The organism is Reticulibacter mediterranei (assembly GCF_016587455.1).
This window is the reverse complement of record NZ_BNJK01000001.1, coordinates 2,845,432-2,860,528: the sequence shown is the minus strand read 5'-3', so window position 1 is coordinate 2,860,528 and position 15,097 is coordinate 2,845,432. Positions and strand designations below refer to the sequence as shown.

Below are 15,097 nucleotides of genomic sequence, written 5' to 3'. Positions count from 1 at the left end.
TTGCATTTTGAATCCGGCTCTCTACAAAAAGGTTCTTGTATGAAAAATGCTGTGAAATCAGCGAATGGTAAAACTGTAATTCCTGCTCTTGATGGGGTGCGTGCGGTCGCTACAATTGCCGTGATCTCGTTTCATATCAATGGTATGGTGCATAATCACTTCTGGGATGTGCATGAAAACCCGCTTGCCACCGCAGTTGTGACCTTTGGTGGATCGGGCGTGACGCTCTTTTTTGTCCTCTCTGGTTTTCTCCTGTTCATGCCCTATGCCAGAGCGCTGCTCTTTGAGGAGAGATGGCCCTCTATGCGTCGGTTCTATCAGCGGCGTGCGCTCCGCATCATTCCAGGTTATTACGCTGCCCTTTGCTTGATGATCCTCTTCTTTCAGCGCCAATACCTGCAACCCGATCATTGGAAAGAACTGGCGTTATTTTTTACCTTTTTCATGGATTCCGTTCCCGAAACGTGGCGAAAGCTCAATGGGCCTTTCTGGACGTTGGCCGTTGAGTGGCAGTTCTACATGCTCCTGCCCTTCCTGGCGCTGGCGTTTGCAGCGATTGCCCGTCGCATCAGGTCGGCTCCCCTTCATCGCTTCAGGGTAATGCTGGTCTGCTGTGGGGTGTTGATCGTCTGGGGATTATTTATTCGCTATGTGGGCGTTTACCTTACGCAACATCCCTCAGAAACCTTTCATCTTCCATCGTGGCTGATCGCCGGAGCCAAATTTTTGCTCTATGGTGTGCAGGGCAAATATCTGGAAAATTTTGCGGTGGGCATGATCGTGAGCCTCTGTTACGTCTTTGCCCATGATTCGTTTGAGTGCAGCGTTCTCCTGGAGCGTGGCAGGGCGACAAGCTGGTGGCTTTGGGCTGCTGGCATCCTGACCCTCACCTTTACCGCCGCCTGGCATTTTCATATGGTTGAGAGCAATTCTACTGTGTTGGCAACGCTCTTTGCGCCCCTGGCCTCCGTTTTTGAGTGGCTCAATGAAATGGTTATCGCTCTCGGCTATGGAGCCTGCCTCGCCGCGATCCTCTTTGGCGAACAGCGTTTGCAGCGCCCCTTCTCCTGGCAGCCGGTCCGTTGGATTGGGACTATCTCCTATGGGCTGTATATGTGGCACCTGCCGCTGCTCAAATTCTTCCGCGACACCCTGCTGCCACCTTCTCTAGTTACTCAGGTCTACCCCACTTATATCTATTACTGGCTTTGGGCCGCCACAGTCGTTGTGCTGGTCGCTACGACCTCTTATCTGCTGGTAGAGAAACCCTGGATACGCCTGGGAGCAAAGAACTCGCGCAACGTCAGACCCGCGTAATGAAAGCCAATAAAAAAGGAGATGCTTCATTTGAAGGAGCATCTCCTATGTATTTGGAGTTTGCTTATGCGCCGGGCTTGTAGACGCCGAACTCGGAGAATTGAGCCTGCGCGCCGGGCTTTGCATCGGTTGTATTGGAAACGAAGAAGGCAATAGTGCCTTTCGCATAACTGGTGTCATTGAGCGTCTGCAATTGATAACCATTCACCGTGAAAGAGAGAGAAGATCCTTGAGCGGTAATGCGAATATGATTGACTTTTCCTGCTTTATTTACTGCGGTACTGGGGGTATAATCTACCAATTTTGTATAACCTGTCTGTCCATTGTCGCTTATTATACCTTTATAAATTCCATAGGCACCGTCGCCATACAGTTCAAAGCGATAATAGGTAGCAAGATCGCTATTAGCGTTTGCGCTTCCGCGAATATAGACGCCGTATCCGTTCTGCGGGTCTCCTTTGGTAAGCGTGGCATCAACGTAGAGTGTAAAATCGCTGAACGAGCGCTGTCCTGGTAGTTGTTCCCACAACAATTTGTGGCTATCATCTTCCAGCGTCAGGTTGCCACCGCCGATCTGCGCTGAATATTTGCCGGGTTCGCTCTCCAGATTCCAGCCATAGGTGTTATCGTTGAAGGGATCGAGGTACTGTGGCGCGCTATTTGGTGTGGGAACCGCAACGACTGTTTGTTGTGTTGGTTTCGTCTCTTTATTGAAATAGGCGATACCAATGATGCTACCACTGATGATGAGGATGACCAGGACGATCACGCCCATTGCGACGCGCACTTTGGAGACAGGACGACTGAGGCCAGTGGTCATCCTTCTCATTACAGGAGCAGCGGCAAAGGCTGGCGCAGGCCGGTTGGCTGCTGGCACACGAGCCGACTCTGGAAATGCCCAACCATCCATATCTGCCTGGGGAGCTGGCCCAGGTGTGACAGGAACAGGACCAGGTGTGACGGGAACGGGACCGGATGTGATCGGTTGCGGAATTGATGGGGGAGTGAAGAGACCGCTGGCTGTAGGTGCGCTTGCTGGTCTACCCATCTGGGGTCCGGCTTGTGAACCCCATGTACCGCTGCCGAATTGTTGTCTCAGATTGAAACCTGATTGTGAGGGCGGTCCACTCATCGGCATTTGAGGAGATGATCCACCAGGGATGTTTCCTCCCGGTCCGGGCACATTTGAGAACCCACAATTCCCACAACGCATTTCATTTGGAGGGAGTGACATTCCACACCGCTGACACGAGAGAGTCGGTCGGCCTCCAGAAGGTGGGTAGCTAGCAGACATAAAGAAAACCTCCAATAATGACCAGAAAATCATGCTTATTGAGTAGCAGGAGTAGGTCTTTACAAATCCAAATTCTCGGAATGCCCAATAGAAACTATCTCACATCGTTTATCCGATGTCCAATGATGCGTATTATGATAGTATAATTTGGTATAGCAGTGCATGAAATTTCCGGCACGGTAAATATTTATACGTATACCAATACTAGTTGTTGCATGTAGCCTGGAACACTAATACTCCTCTGTAATGTGTAAGGATTGGTGCTTCTACGTCAGTAAATGAATGAAGCGAGACTATGATCGCGCAAGTGCCTCCTCGCTTACTTGCACCCCGCCGCTTCTCCCTAATAAATTCGTCGTCCAGCCAACAACTGTTACATCAATTGCGATACCAGAATTGATCCCAGGCTTGCCAGAAGGTATCGCCAGTTGCGCTTACTGTGCGTGGTCCCTCAACACGCACGCCTTCTCGCCCAACAAAATCGTTCACGCGATCTGGCGTTGCCAGTTCGACGCGGAATGTGACTGGCCCTTCAGGTTTAAATGGTTGAGGCCAGTTTTCTTTGAGGCTGAGCGCCTGAGCCACTTTCATTTCGATCAATGCACAGGCATCTTTGGGGGCCATATTGACGGAGGAGAAGCGTCCCAGACCTTTTTTGACTTCCGCTGTAACCACTGCTTCTCCCAGCAATGTCTGGACTTCTCGACAGGTCGCGGTATCTCCTGAAACGAAAACCGCCGGGACATTCCAGCAGCCGGCGACAGCGGCCAGAATACCGCTTTCTCCCACTAATATATCGTTGATACGAGCGTTGTACCATGCTTCTGAAGAGACTGTATGGCAGAGGACGCCATCCGGGGTGCCAGCCATTGCGTGTGCCCCAACAAAGAGAATTGCGTCGCATCCCTGCTCAAAGGCGTCGATATAACGCGCCCAGGGATAGCCAAATACATATTGTGCCCCGGACTCCAGTCGTTCGGGGAGAAAGCTCTTGAAATTATACGCGCCTCCTGCGCCATGACAATCTACTACGATCACATCGCTTGCCCCAGCAGCGCGTGCCCCTCGCACCGCTGCATTCATCTCATCCGTATAGAGTTTTCGACATTCTTCATAGAGCCTGGTGCCGCCTGTCACCTGCTCCCACGTTTCTATACAGGATATCCCTTCCATGTCGCAAAAAATTACAACCCGCATTGTCGCCTCGCTTTCGCCTGATAAGAGTATTTGCACAAGTCTTATTTATAAAACCAGCTCTTTACAATCTTTCGCATCACTTTCCATATGTGTCTGTCTGGTCGCCCCTCTTGATTGATAGAGGGAACGTTCGACCACTATTCATCTCTTATAAGCTTTATCAACGCTCCCCCTGGTTGTCAGGGTTGGCTACATATATTTGGATGCTTTGTTGCTCTGCCTTATTGGTAATAACGAGTGGAACCCCTCAGTGATATCCTGTTTCTACCTTTCTTCTTATAAGAGCGGTTTTGTGAGTATGAAATGTATATTTATTTGCGTTTACGCGATCCTTGTGCTGCTTTTTGTCGCTCTTTGCGCTTTTCCCATGCTTCCAGCTTTTGCTTTTGTCTTGGTGATAGTTCGTATTCGCGATAAACGCGCTTGCCAATCCGCCAACCGAGAATGCCACATATTAACGCTCCAACCAGAGAGAGTGGAAAGGCAATCCCGCCGGGCAAAGCATGCTGATATATCAGCAAGGGGATGCCAGTTGTGAGCAGGACCGTCAGAAAAAGTCCGGCAATTGTTCCCAGGCAACAGCCTAACGGTCCTCCATTGGTCTCTCCCTGGGCTTCTGGCGGCAATGCAGTTTCAGAAGAGGGCTGCTCTTCTCCTTGTGTTTCGGCTGTGGGACGTTCGTCAGGATGCTCCTGGCTCGTCTCCTGCTCGGGTTCGTGCGAGTCCTGCTCGTCTGGAAATGAATCTGGAGGTGTAGACACCACTTTATCCTTTAAGCTTTATTATGTGTATTGAGACTATCGGGACAGAGACTAGAATGTCCCAAATTGTCGGTCTCCTGCATCGCCCAGCCCTGGCACGATGTAGCCGTAATCGTTCAGGCTTTCATCGAGTGCTGCAATATAGATGTCAACATCGGGATGAGCCTGTGTGAGCTTCAGCAGGCCATAAGGGGCTGCAATAATACCAACGTAACAGAGGCGTGGAATGTTGCGCCGCTTGAGTATATTGAGAGCATCGATTGCCGACCCGCCAGTAGCAAGCATGGGATCGACGGCATAACAGACCTGGAGGTCTATCTGGTGAGGAAGGCGATTGTAGTATTCCAGTGCCCGCAGTGTTCGCTCGTCGCGCCTCAAGCCGAGATGCCAGACCTGAGCGTCTGAAATGACCTCGCGGAACCCTTCGGCCAGCCCGAGACCGGCGCGCAAGATAGGGGTGACGCCGATACCTCCAGCCAGTCGATAGCCAGTTGTAGCTTGCAATGGAGTCTCGATGGTGGATGTATCGAGGGCGAGGTTTTCGGTAGCTTCATAGGCCAGCAGTGCTCCGATCTCTTTGACGAGTCTGTAGAAATCTGGTGGCGTCGTGTTGTTGTCGCGTAGGGCTGTCATCTTATGGGCCATCACCGGATGAGATGAGATATGCACACGAGGCAGCTTCAGCACTTCGTCGCGCGTTGGTTGAGGAATGCCCTGCATTGGTAACGGTGGCTGTCCCTCTTGACTTTTGTTGGTATCTATCATTGCAGTCTCCTGAAAATTGTGACCAGGCAGTCTCTTGCGTACAGAACTTTTCAAACTTATAGAATTGTATCAAAGATAGGTAGAGGCGTCGAGTTTGCGCCGCTCCTACGTCAGAGCGATCCTATCTAAACCATTGAAGGTGGTCGGGTATATATAGAGGGTTTGCAGCCCGGTGTATAGCCTTGAGTACAGTTGATGAATGAGATGGAAGAAAACCGTAATGCTCTATCCTATGGGGGGGAGTTTCTGGTTTTTTGGGTTGTTGCTCACCGGGCGGTATGCGCCGTGGTCGCCGCATAATGTTTTCCAAATGTGCGTAGAAATCATATGCTATTGGTGATCTTCCTAGATCACTCTCGCTTGCCGGTCGCCTGAGTCGTCTGAGCGGTTGTTCTTCTGGATTACTGTTGCCATATCTTGCCAAATCGCTCTCGCTTACCACTCGTCTGAGTGATTGCTTTTTTTCTTGCTCTGACCAGGGCTGGTAGGGAGGAGGAGGCTGATCATATGATGGGTTATTGCCTAGCCAAATTTTTGGATTTTCAGGATCAATTACTAACTGCTCGGATAGTGAGAAATCATGATCTATCGGATTTACGTCTAATGGCTCTGAGTTTTGAAGTGCCTCTGCCCATTGCCGTGCCCATTCTGTTCTTTGTTCCTCTAACGTTATCTTTCGCTCTACCTGTTGTTGATAGTAGGATGATGCATTCTGTTCTGGTTCTCCTCTGAGAGCATTCTCGCTTGCAGATGGTTGCAGTTCTTCTGTGTTATGAGCATCAGGTCTTGCCAGACCACTTTCGCTTGTCAGGCTCGTGGGCTTATCTGAGTAAGGTGGTGGCTGTTCAGGTCTTGGTTCTTGGGACGGCCCTGCCAGGCCCTCACGTGATTGTGGCCGTGATGATACCAGTCGTACTCGTAAACTTGCCCAGCCCTCTGCCGCAAGCCTATGTTCTTCCGATAGACTCCTTAGATCTTCTGAACTTGCCCGCCGACTTAAACGTCCTTGTCCGCTCTGATCGTCAGGGTGAAGTCTACTCTGATCTGCCTGTTCTGACTGATTATCGCTAGACGTGCTTAGATCGCTCTCGTTTGACGATCTTGCCCGTCCTTGCGATGCTCCCTCTGGGCTATTGCTTGGAAGTTGTGTTATGTCGATAGTTGGAATAGGGGGGACTTCAGGTGTTCTGTGATGTCCTGCATCATTGTGAGATCTCCCAAGATCCGACACGGTTCGTCAACTCCTTAAAAAACAGGATCAGTATTTGGACATGATATATCTTTAGTTTTAACGTATTGGTGTTAATTCTAGCATTTAAATATATCAAAAGCAAGCGAGTATGTGCCATCAACCAGGACTGTTGTAGAGTTCATGAGCCACTTTCAAAGGGCCAGGGATGCCAGAGCTTTGATCAGGCGGAGCCGATGTGTTTGCTGGGCAAAGAAGCGGCCTGCCACTTCAGGGCTTTCCAATTCTCCCATCTAGCGGGAGTGCAGAGGGCTGCCGCCCTCTGCCGGGGTGCGGGGTGTCCCCGCAAAAACCTTTTTTCTTCTCTTTTGCGCGCCGTCGCAGGCGGCGCGCGAAGGAGGGAAGGAAACTGGGGACACCCCAGACCCCGGCAGGGAGACCCTGCACCCCTTTGAGCGGAGAACTGGAAAGCCCTGCCTGCCACTTCCTCCATAATTGTAATCGGACATTGCTATGTTATACTAGTGCCGTGTTCTGCATGCGAGATCATCTCGCGGCTGTTTTTGTCGCGCTTTTGCAGGCAGACGCGTTCTATGAATGTTGTACCAATATTTGAACAAACGGTCTCTGATGACCACATTGAGCAGCATGGTAATAGGAGTTTGTGAAATTACGTTACATCTGCCGGATAGTCATTCGTTAAAGGAGAAGAGGCAGATCATCAAGTCTATTATTGCCCGTATCCGCAATCAATTCGAGATTGCGATTGCCGAGGTCGATGAGAATGATCGCTGGCAGATAGCGGTTCTCGGTGTCAGTTGTGTCAGCAATAGTAGCCAGGTTGCAAGCGAGCTGTTGGAGCATGTTCGTCGCTTCATCGAAGAGACTCGCCCAGATGTGCTTCTATCTAATATGGAATCGGAAATCATTCACTGGTAATTATCAGATCTGTCTCCTTACGTGAAATATATGTCGTTACAAATGATAGATGAATCTTTATCCCGCCCATCAACATATGTGTTGGGCGTGCGGGTCGATCGCCTGACGTTGCGGCAAACGGTGGACGCGATCGATCAGATGGTGGCTCGCCATCGAGAGGGCGAGGAGCCTTGCAAGCAGGTGGTGACGGTCAACCCTGAGTTCGTGATGGAGGCCCAACGCAACGCCCCTTTTCGCGAGTGCATCAATCAGGCGGTACTGGTCGTTGCTGATGGTATGGGCATCGTTTGGGCTACTCGTTTTGTTGGAAATCCAACGCCTGAGCGTGTGACTGGGACTGATGCGCTGCCAGAGGTGGCGCGGCGCTGTGCTGCAAAGGGCTACAGGCTCTATCTGCTCGGAGCGGCACCAGGTGTTGCGGAGGCAGCCGCCGCGCGCTTACAGGAGATTGCGCCTGGATTGCAGATTGCTGGCACCTATGCCGGGTCGCCCGCTCCTGTCGAAGAGGATGAGATTATCGAGCGTATCCGGGCCGCCAGTGCGGATATTGTCTGTGTGGCCTATGGCGCTCCGGCTCAGGAGTTGTGGATTTATCGCAATCTCGCACGACTGCCGGTAGCGGTGGCAATAGGTGTGGGAGGAGCTTTTGATTTTCTCTCCGGCCGCCAGTTGCGCGCTCCCGGCTTTATGCGGCAGGTTGGCCTGGAGTGGCTCTATCGGCTGTATCGCGAGCCTCGGCGCTGGCGACGAATGCTGGCACTCCCTCAGTTTGCCGTATTAGTGTTTTTAAAGGGACGCAAAACTGTATGACACAAGCTCTTGTCGATGGCGCACGCTTGCGATCACTCATCAAGTCTTTCAAGGAAAAGCGTGTGCTGGTTATAGGCGATATGGTGGCCGATGAATACTTGATCGGACGGCCCGCGCGGATCTCTCGTGAAGCACCCGTACTCATTCTAGAATTAGCAGAAGAGCGCACTGTTCCAGGTGGCGCAGCCAATGTTGCAATCAATTCTTGTTCGCTGGGAGCCGAGGTGTTCCTGACCGGCGTTGTTGGCGATGATTTGCCGGGACAAAAATTGCGCAAAGCGATTGATGAACTGCATATGCACCAGGAAGGCGTCTTCACCGATTCCACTCGTCCCACCTCCACCAAAACTCGCATTATGGCCGGTAGCCCTCAGATTGTTCGGCAACATATTGTACGTGTGGATCGTGTGGATACTTCGGAGGTCTGTGAGCCATATAAAGAGCAAATAATCAACTATATTCAACAGATGCTTCCTCATATCGATGCCGTTGTGTTATCCGATTATGAAAATGGCGTGATCAGCCCCGATATTATTGAGGCCTGTATCCCGGCGGCACACGAACTGAACAAGGTCGTCGTGGCGGATTCTCACGGCTCGCTCTTTCGCTTCCAGGGCGTGACCGCTATAACGCCTAACCAGCCAGAGGCGGAACAGGCGGTAGGAACAACGATTACCAGCTCCAGCCAGCTAGACGAGGCTGGCTACAAACTATTGAAGGGGAGCAATGCGCAGAGTATTCTTATCACGCGCGGCAGCGAGGGGATGAGCCTGTTTGAGCAGGGGCAGGAACCGGTGCATCTGCCGATCTTTCCTCTCTCGTATGCCAGCGAAATTGTTGATACCAATGGAGCGGGCGATACCGTGGCGGCAACGTTTACGCTGGCGCTGACGGCGGGAGCAACGATGGCCGAGGCTGCGTATCTGGCAAACGCGGCGGCGGCGCTTGTAGTGCGCCGCCTGGGCTGTGCCAGCAATACACCGGATGAGTTAATGAGCGTGCTGGAAGGAGCGGGCGAGGCAGAGCCATCGCCTCTACCATAATTTATGAAGACACTATTAGATCTGACACAACAGAAGATTCGGTCGCGGGACGATCTCGCGACCGAAATTCAGCGCCGGCAGCAGGTCGGAGAGCGAGCGGTCTTCACCAATGGCTGCTTTGACCTGCTCCACCTGGGACATGTGCGCTATTTGCAGGAGGCGCGCGAACTGGGCGAATTTCTGGTGCTGGGCCTGAATTCCGATGAGAGCGTGCGCCAGTTGAAGGGCGTGGGTCGTCCGCTGGTTCCTGAGCAGGAGCGAGCCGAGATTATGGCCTCGCTGGTCTGCATTGATTATGTGACCATCTTCTCCGAAGCAACGGCCTCCCCACTACTCGATCTTTTGCGCCCAGCCATTTATGTAAAGGGAGCCGATTATGCGGGGGCGGCTGATGGCACTCCTGATACGAAGCGCCTGCCGGAGGCGAAGATTGTTCAGGCATATGGCGGCGTTGTGCGCCTGCTCCCATATCTGCAACATCATTCCACGACAGAACTGATCGCTAAAATTCAACACTTACCCGAACGATCTTCCTGAAGAGAATATATACCAATGGTTCCCTTGTCCGGCGTTTCTATGATAAGGTCTTATCCAGGAGCAGAATAGCGTGTCAAAACGGAAAAATAATGGTAATAAACAAAAAAATATCGATCAGGCGAAAGTAAAAGCGGTTTCTCAAGAAGCACAGGAGGCGGTGGCTGTTGTTGAGGCCATGCCGCTCTCGGTGACTGAGCCTGCCGCCGAACAGGTGCCAGTGGCAGAGACGATTATCGAAGAGGCGGAGGATAAGGAGACGGGGCCAGAGGAGGTTGCAGCCAGCGATATTGAGGTGAGCGAGGAGCAGCCCCGACCAGGCGGCGAGCGGCGCGAGATAGTTCGATCGGCCTCGCTGGTGATGCTGGGAAACCTGGGCAGTAGCGTGATGGGCATGGTGCGCCAGATCGTGGTTGCGGGAACCGGCGCTGGTGTCTCCGGCCCCTTTTTTGCCGCACTCACTCCCGCCCAGAACTTTAACGATTTTCTCATCAATGGTTCGGTTTCGGGCGCGTTGATCCCCACGTTTAACGACTATGCCGCGCCTGAGAAGCGCGAAGAACTGCGCCGCATTGTCTTTACCATCGTTAATCTCATCCTGCTGATTACGGCTCTCGCGTCCGTCGCCTTTTTCTTTCTTGCTCCCTGGCTCTTTGATACCTTTCTCGCTTCCGGCTATACGGCGGCGAACAAAGCATTGACCATTCGCTATTCGCAGATTATTTTCTTCTCGCTTGTTGGCCTGGGGCCATTTGCTGTGCTATTATCGGCGCTCTATGCCTTAAAAGAGTTTGGTTGGCCCGCCTTCGCCACAGCGTCGTATCATCTGGGCATTATCGTTGGTGCGGTGGTGGGTGGCATCATTGGGAATCATTTCTTTGGCACCTATGGGATTGCTCTGGGCGTATTGCTGGGCGTTATTGGCGAGATTGTGCTGCTTATTCCTGGCATGCACAATCAGCACTTCCGCTATAAACTGGTCCTGGATCTCAAGCATCCAGCTTTGCGGCGTATCCTCTTACTCTACGCGCCGGTCGCGTTTAGCTATCTGATTACATCGGCGTTGGCATTGTTCGATCAATCTCTTGCCACGAGTGCTCCCTGTGCGATGTGGGTGCAGGGTTTGACAGATTGCGGGGTAGCTGATCTGTCTGCAATGCGCTTTGCCACTACGCTTATTCAGTTTCCGCAGGGATTGGTTGGTGCGGCGCTCTCCTTTGCCGTTCTGCCCACGCTGACCTCTCATGCACGCGAGGGGCAGATGGAGCGCTTCAAAGAGACGTTGTTGCTGGGCTTCCGGCTGGGCTTGTTGTTGATGGTTCCGGCGGCGGCTGGCCTGATCACATTGCGCACCCCGATCATCAGTGCGATCTTCGAGCATCACAACTTCGCTCCTCAACAGGTGACGCTGACGGCTCTGGCCCTACAAAATTACGCCTATCAGTTGCCGTTTCTGCCTATCGATCAACTGTTGATTATGGCATTTTATGCCCGCAAGAATACGATTATCCCAGTTACAGTGGGCGTGGTGAGCGTGCTTGGTTATCTGGTGGTGGCGCTCCCCTTCTGGCAAACCGGGGGGATACCAGTGCTAGCCTTTGCCAATACCATGCAAAATGTGTTGCATGCCGTTATTCTGTTTGTGTTATTACGCCGGACACTAGGTTCCTTACATGTGCGCAACATGTTGCCCGCCATAGGAAAAATCCTGCTCTCAACGGTTGTCATGATTGCTGTAGCCTGGGGTTTGCTCACGTTGTTGCAACAGGCGACGCCTCTCGCCCATTATGGATTTGTGGGGCAGCTTGTGATCCTGGTGGTCGCTGGTGGCCTCGCGGCTGGCGTCTACTTTGGCGGTGTGCTTTTGCTCAAGGTGGAGGAGGTGCATCTCTTAAAGGGAGCGCTGCTGGCAAAGCTAGGGAAGAAATAAATCAGTGGCAGGCTGGATGAACCTTTTTCAGGGAGAGCGGTGCATGAAAGTGTGACGCATCGCTCTCTTTTTGTGCGGCAGTTCAGGGTTTAGGAAGAATATTACGAATCTCTTTACTGATGGTGAGATAAGCGGAGTCTCTGTTGCTCCATTGATCTATCGGCTTACCATTTCGTGGTAATGTGACGAGTTTGCTGATGGGGCTGCCTTCCAGGTCACAGGGGCTGACGATAATGGGAACAACGCGAGCCTCCTGAATGTTCGATTGCTTCATTGCTTCTCGCATGAGCATATAGCAATCAGCGGAACTCAAAAAGTTCTTACTGATGAGAAGCAAGATCAGCTTTGCTTGATAGAAATGCCTGTCTATACCTGGCTGAATATATTCTCCAGCTCCCAGATCGTCTTTATGCCAGATAGTAATCTGTTCGGCCAACTCCAGGGGCCGCAAGTGTTTTTCAAGGTCTGTTCTAAAAGCTATATCTTCGTCAGCGTTCACTATCAAGGTTGTTAGTGGAAGGGGAGAAGACGTTGGTGACGAGATGCTGCCTGTTGACCCTGTGGCATCTGGAAAGGCTGAAGCGCCTGGGAAAGCCGGGCTGGTATTCGGTTTGGTGCGCCTGCGTGCAACTCCTTTTAATAAAGTCTCGCGAGCCTCCTGATCATCTCGTCCAACGAGATCGATATAGCCAATCGCAGCGAGGATGCCCGGAGGTTTACACTCCTGCACACGTATCGGTAATAACTTGCCGTTTTCGCTTGTGGGATCTTGAGTAAAGGCAGCTGCCCATTCTGCTTGCGTGTAGAGTGCGGAAAGATAAGCAGGGGAGAGGACGGCGATAGTGCGCCGTGTCCGGGTGGCGGCGTTTTGCATATCAAGGACAAAGTTTCCGCCTGACAGAAAATCCCATTTTTGTAGAATACAGGTATACCCTGCTTGTTCCAGTTGCCAGGCTATCCACTCCGCCCATTTTTTATCTGTTTTGGTGTAGCTGACAAAAAAATCCTTCTGAAGAGGCTCTAACTCAGGGGTCATAGCCGTAAAACTCCTTGCTACATAGCTCGCATGCTTTTTACATGCATATCGACATATCTCTAAAGAGAATGAACCACTGACCAGCTTATGTCTATTATATATCAACGAATAGCAGTGTAAAGATAAAAGTGGGATAAATCGGAAAAGCGTCTCGTAGCATATGCAACAACTTGTACGAATATAAGTTACAAGTTCGTACAAGTTGTTGATTCATGCATTGGTTCATCAAATTATGCGGGAGGGAGCTGTGAGGGAGGCGTAGCAGTTTCCTTCTCTTTCTGAAGTGGTATTTCCTCGGGGTGAGCTGCTTCGTCCTGGGCGAGTTGGAATTGTTCAGGGTGTTGGTCGCGCCACTCGGTCCAGAGGGAGACGATGATGGCTTGTAAGACGCCAGCCAGGGGAGAGGCAAAAAGCGCTCCCCAGATACCGAATAACTCGGCTCCGGCAATCAGCGCGAGCAGCGAAACGACCGGGTGCAGGCCTATAGCCTTCCCAACGATGCGCGGCCCAACCAGCTCACCCTCAATGACGTGAATAACCACGAAATAGACCAGAACTCCCACCGCGACCAGCCAGCCCTGAGTGAGACCGATGATGACGCAGAGCGCGCCCGAAATGATTGTTCCTAGCACGGGAATAAAAGCCATCACGAAGGCCAGGACGCCGAGAAAGAGCGCATAATGCAGGTGGAAGATGAATTGCATACCGGCACCAACCAGCACACCAATCAGCAGGGCCAGCGTGAGCTGTCCACGAATATAGGCACCGAGGACGCGTTGCAGGGTATCCAGAAAGAAGCGTGCGCGTGCCGCCTGGGGAGCATTTGTCCGTATCCAGGCAGCTACCCGCGAGCCGTCCACCAGCAAATAGATGCTTAACACCGCTACAACAATCGTATCGATGACGACATCGAAGAGGCTTCTCAGATAGGGTAGCGAATTTTTCGCGAACTCCTCGATTTGCGTCACGATCTGCTGGCGCGCCTGCGTGATCTGCTCAGGGGTAATGCCTAACGTTGCAAGCGCCTGATCGATGGGGGTTGGCATACCATGAGCGCCAGGGCCGAGCAGCCTTCTGATAGTAGACGAGAGTGTGAAGATCTGCTCTATGGTAGCATTGACGATCAGATAACAGAGAACGCTGATCCCGCTTAGTACGACGAGATAGACCACCAGAATTGCCAGAAAACGGGGCATAATACGTTGGAGTAGCTTGACAGCAGGAGCCAGAGCGAAGGCCAGCAGCGCCGCAACTGCCAACACCAGTATCGTGCGTACAATATGCGAGGCGGCCCAGAGCATGACCGCTACTAGAGCGATCCATGCCAGCAGTGCGATAGGGATATCCCGCCGTATTGCCCATTTTCGGCTGAGTTTTCTCAATTGTATAGGAGTGCGCGCTCCAAAGAGTGGACGAGTGCCTTCGCTCATGTTTCAGTACCGCTTTCTCTTAGGGAAATAGAATGCCAGTTGTTTGTACCAGTATCACTAATAAGACGTTGGGAGTGGATGAATTTGATACTCAGATGGTCAGAATGGGGTATCGTAGGGAAGAAACTATTCCAAAGTTGGCAAATGATAAAAAAGCACCATGTCTAGAGGTGACTTGCCCTCTCATTTTGCATTCGCTATACTGACCTGACAGATACTATGAAGACATTGTTGGAAAGGATTTCGTTCATGCAACCATCTCAAACACAACATGGTCCTCACTGGATCGTTCTCCGAGTCGCCTCTGCCCTCATCAAGATTATTGCCGTTCTTCTTTTGCTTGCCAATCTTGGCCTTGGCTTGCTAGTGGTCATTGCCGTCTCACAGCAGGCTACCGCAATAAATCCCTTACCCGGTATGGCAATTCCACCGTTCTCGCTCGGTCTGGTTGCCGTTGTGGGCATTGTTAGCTCCATCTTCCTATACGCTTTCTCCGATCTTATTTTGCTCTTCATTGCCATTGAAAAGAATACCCGGTCTAGAATGTAGAGCTGTACATAACAAAAAGAAAGGCAGTTGGCTTCACATCAGTAAAACGATGAAAAATCAACTGCCTCAAATGTCCAATGACAATAAATAAACCCGCTTGTGAGGCGGGTTAAGTGGCTGGGGTACAGGGATTCGAACCCCAATTAACTGATCCAGAGTCAGCCGTCCTACCGTTGAACGATACCCCAATAGTGTTCGTTTCTTGTGGTGCTATGATACCTCAGTCATTGTGAATTGTCAAGCGTTTTTTGAAAAATCTGGGAAAATCCCATGCTTTGGCCAAAGCATGGGATTTTCCCATGA

14 protein-coding genes and 1 tRNA gene are annotated in these 15,097 nt (G+C 51.6%); 8 read left to right on the top strand and 7 right to left on the bottom strand.

Annotated features, from left to right (window positions below):
- Positions 1-39: 39 nt before the first annotated feature.
- Positions 40-1,317, top strand: a complete 1,278-nt coding sequence (locus K3T83_RS12170) for an acyltransferase family protein (RefSeq protein WP_220203234.1) — start codon at positions 40-42, stop codon at positions 1,315-1,317.
- A 64-nt stretch (positions 1,318-1,381) separates the two neighbouring features.
- Here K3T83_RS12170 and K3T83_RS12165 read toward each other — a convergent pair whose 3' ends face one another.
- The 4 genes from K3T83_RS12165 to upp form a co-directional block, all read right to left on the bottom strand.
- Positions 1,382-2,365 carry a 3-keto-alpha-glucoside-1,2-lyase-like domain-containing protein gene (locus tag K3T83_RS12165; protein WP_220203233.1) on the bottom strand — a complete coding sequence of 328 codons (984 nt, stop codon included), beginning with the start codon at positions 2,363-2,365 and terminating at the stop codon, positions 1,382-1,384.
- 624 nt (positions 2,366-2,989) lie between these two features.
- Entirely contained in the window at positions 2,990-3,808 is an 819-nt protein-coding gene (locus tag K3T83_RS12160) for a M55 family metallopeptidase (protein WP_220203232.1), read from the bottom strand.
- Between the two features lie 311 nt (positions 3,809-4,119).
- On the bottom strand, positions 4,120-4,569 hold the full coding sequence (locus tag K3T83_RS12155; RefSeq protein WP_220203231.1) for a hypothetical protein: 450 nt from the start codon (positions 4,567-4,569) through the stop codon (positions 4,120-4,122).
- Between the two features lie 51 nt (positions 4,570-4,620).
- Complete coding sequence (gene upp / locus K3T83_RS12150; protein WP_268963457.1) at positions 4,621-5,334, bottom strand: uracil phosphoribosyltransferase; 714 nt, start codon at positions 5,332-5,334, stop codon at positions 4,621-4,623.
- A 750-nt stretch (positions 5,335-6,084) separates the two neighbouring features.
- Between upp and K3T83_RS12145 the strand changes: the two genes are divergently transcribed.
- The 6 genes from K3T83_RS12145 (at position 6,085) to murJ (ending at position 11,779) form a co-directional block, all read left to right on the top strand.
- Positions 6,085-6,405, top strand: coding sequence for a hypothetical protein (locus K3T83_RS12145; RefSeq protein WP_220203230.1), 321 nt, complete (start codon positions 6,085-6,087; stop codon positions 6,403-6,405).
- A gap of 748 nt (positions 6,406-7,153) precedes the next feature.
- Complete coding sequence (locus K3T83_RS12140; protein ID WP_236064880.1) at positions 7,154-7,462, top strand: DUF503 domain-containing protein; 309 nt, start codon at positions 7,154-7,156, stop codon at positions 7,460-7,462.
- Between the two features lie 30 nt (positions 7,463-7,492).
- Entirely contained in the window at positions 7,493-8,272 is a 780-nt protein-coding gene (locus K3T83_RS12135; protein WP_220203229.1) for a WecB/TagA/CpsF family glycosyltransferase, read from the top strand.
- On the top strand, positions 8,269-9,315 hold the full coding sequence (locus K3T83_RS12130; RefSeq protein WP_220203228.1) for a bifunctional heptose 7-phosphate kinase/heptose 1-phosphate adenyltransferase: 1,047 nt from the start codon (positions 8,269-8,271) through the stop codon (positions 9,313-9,315). The genes K3T83_RS12135 and K3T83_RS12130 overlap by 4 nt, the downstream gene beginning before the upstream one ends.
- A 3-nt stretch (positions 9,316-9,318) precedes the next feature.
- On the top strand, positions 9,319-9,852 hold the full coding sequence (locus K3T83_RS12125; RefSeq protein ID WP_220203227.1) for an adenylyltransferase/cytidyltransferase family protein: 534 nt from the start codon (positions 9,319-9,321) through the stop codon (positions 9,850-9,852).
- Between the two features lie 70 nt (positions 9,853-9,922).
- The gene (gene murJ, locus K3T83_RS12120) at positions 9,923-11,779 is read left to right on the top strand and encodes a murein biosynthesis integral membrane protein MurJ (RefSeq protein ID WP_220203226.1); all 1,857 of its coding nucleotides are present in this window, start codon (positions 9,923-9,925) and stop codon (positions 11,777-11,779) included.
- Between the two features lie 82 nt (positions 11,780-11,861).
- Here murJ and K3T83_RS12115 read toward each other — a convergent pair whose 3' ends face one another.
- Positions 11,862-12,815: a toll/interleukin-1 receptor domain-containing protein gene (locus tag K3T83_RS12115; RefSeq protein WP_220203225.1), complete on the bottom strand. Its 954-nt coding sequence runs from the start codon at positions 12,813-12,815 to the stop codon at positions 11,862-11,864.
- A 230-nt stretch (positions 12,816-13,045) separates the two neighbouring features.
- Entirely contained in the window at positions 13,046-14,245 is a 1,200-nt protein-coding gene (locus K3T83_RS12110) for an AI-2E family transporter (protein ID WP_220203224.1), read from the bottom strand.
- Between the two features lie 249 nt (positions 14,246-14,494).
- On the opposite strand from K3T83_RS12110, the gene K3T83_RS12105 reads away from it, so the two are divergent.
- A complete protein-coding gene (locus tag K3T83_RS12105; RefSeq protein WP_220203223.1) occupies positions 14,495-14,794 on the top strand; it encodes a hypothetical protein in 300 nt (99 codons plus the stop codon).
- Positions 14,795-14,908: 114 nt separating this feature from the next.
- Here K3T83_RS12105 and K3T83_RS12100 read toward each other — a convergent pair.
- Positions 14,909-14,982: transfer RNA gene (locus tag K3T83_RS12100), tRNA-Gln, on the bottom strand.
- Positions 14,983-15,097 lie beyond the last annotated feature (115 nt).

Coding starts and splice junctions, on each gene's coding strand:
- K3T83_RS12145 (WP_220203230.1), top strand. CDS start 6,085: ATGGTTGCAGTTCTTCTGTGTTATGAGCATCAGGTCTTGCCAGACCAC.
- K3T83_RS12125 (WP_220203227.1), top strand. CDS start 9,319: ATGAAGACACTATTAGATCTGACACAACAGAAGATTCGGTCGCGGGAC.
- K3T83_RS12135 (WP_220203229.1), top strand. CDS start 7,493: ATGTCGTTACAAATGATAGATGAATCTTTATCCCGCCCATCAACATAT.
- K3T83_RS12105 (WP_220203223.1), top strand. CDS start 14,495: ATGCAACCATCTCAAACACAACATGGTCCTCACTGGATCGTTCTCCGA.
- K3T83_RS12115 (WP_220203225.1), bottom strand. CDS start 12,815: ATGACCCCTGAGTTAGAGCCTCTTCAGAAGGATTTTTTTGTCAGCTAC.
- K3T83_RS12170 (WP_220203234.1), top strand. CDS start 40: ATGAAAAATGCTGTGAAATCAGCGAATGGTAAAACTGTAATTCCTGCT.
- K3T83_RS12110 (WP_220203224.1), bottom strand. CDS start 14,245: ATGAGCGAAGGCACTCGTCCACTCTTTGGAGCGCGCACTCCTATACAA.
- K3T83_RS12140 (WP_236064880.1), top strand. CDS start 7,154: ATGACCACATTGAGCAGCATGGTAATAGGAGTTTGTGAAATTACGTTA.
- K3T83_RS12130 (WP_220203228.1), top strand. CDS start 8,269: ATGACACAAGCTCTTGTCGATGGCGCACGCTTGCGATCACTCATCAAG.
- K3T83_RS12160 (WP_220203232.1), bottom strand. CDS start 3,808: ATGCGGGTTGTAATTTTTTGCGACATGGAAGGGATATCCTGTATAGAA.
- K3T83_RS12165 (WP_220203233.1), bottom strand. CDS start 2,365: ATGGGTAGACCAGCAAGCGCACCTACAGCCAGCGGTCTCTTCACTCCC.
- upp (WP_268963457.1), bottom strand. CDS start 5,334: ATGATAGATACCAACAAAAGTCAAGAGGGACAGCCACCGTTACCAATG.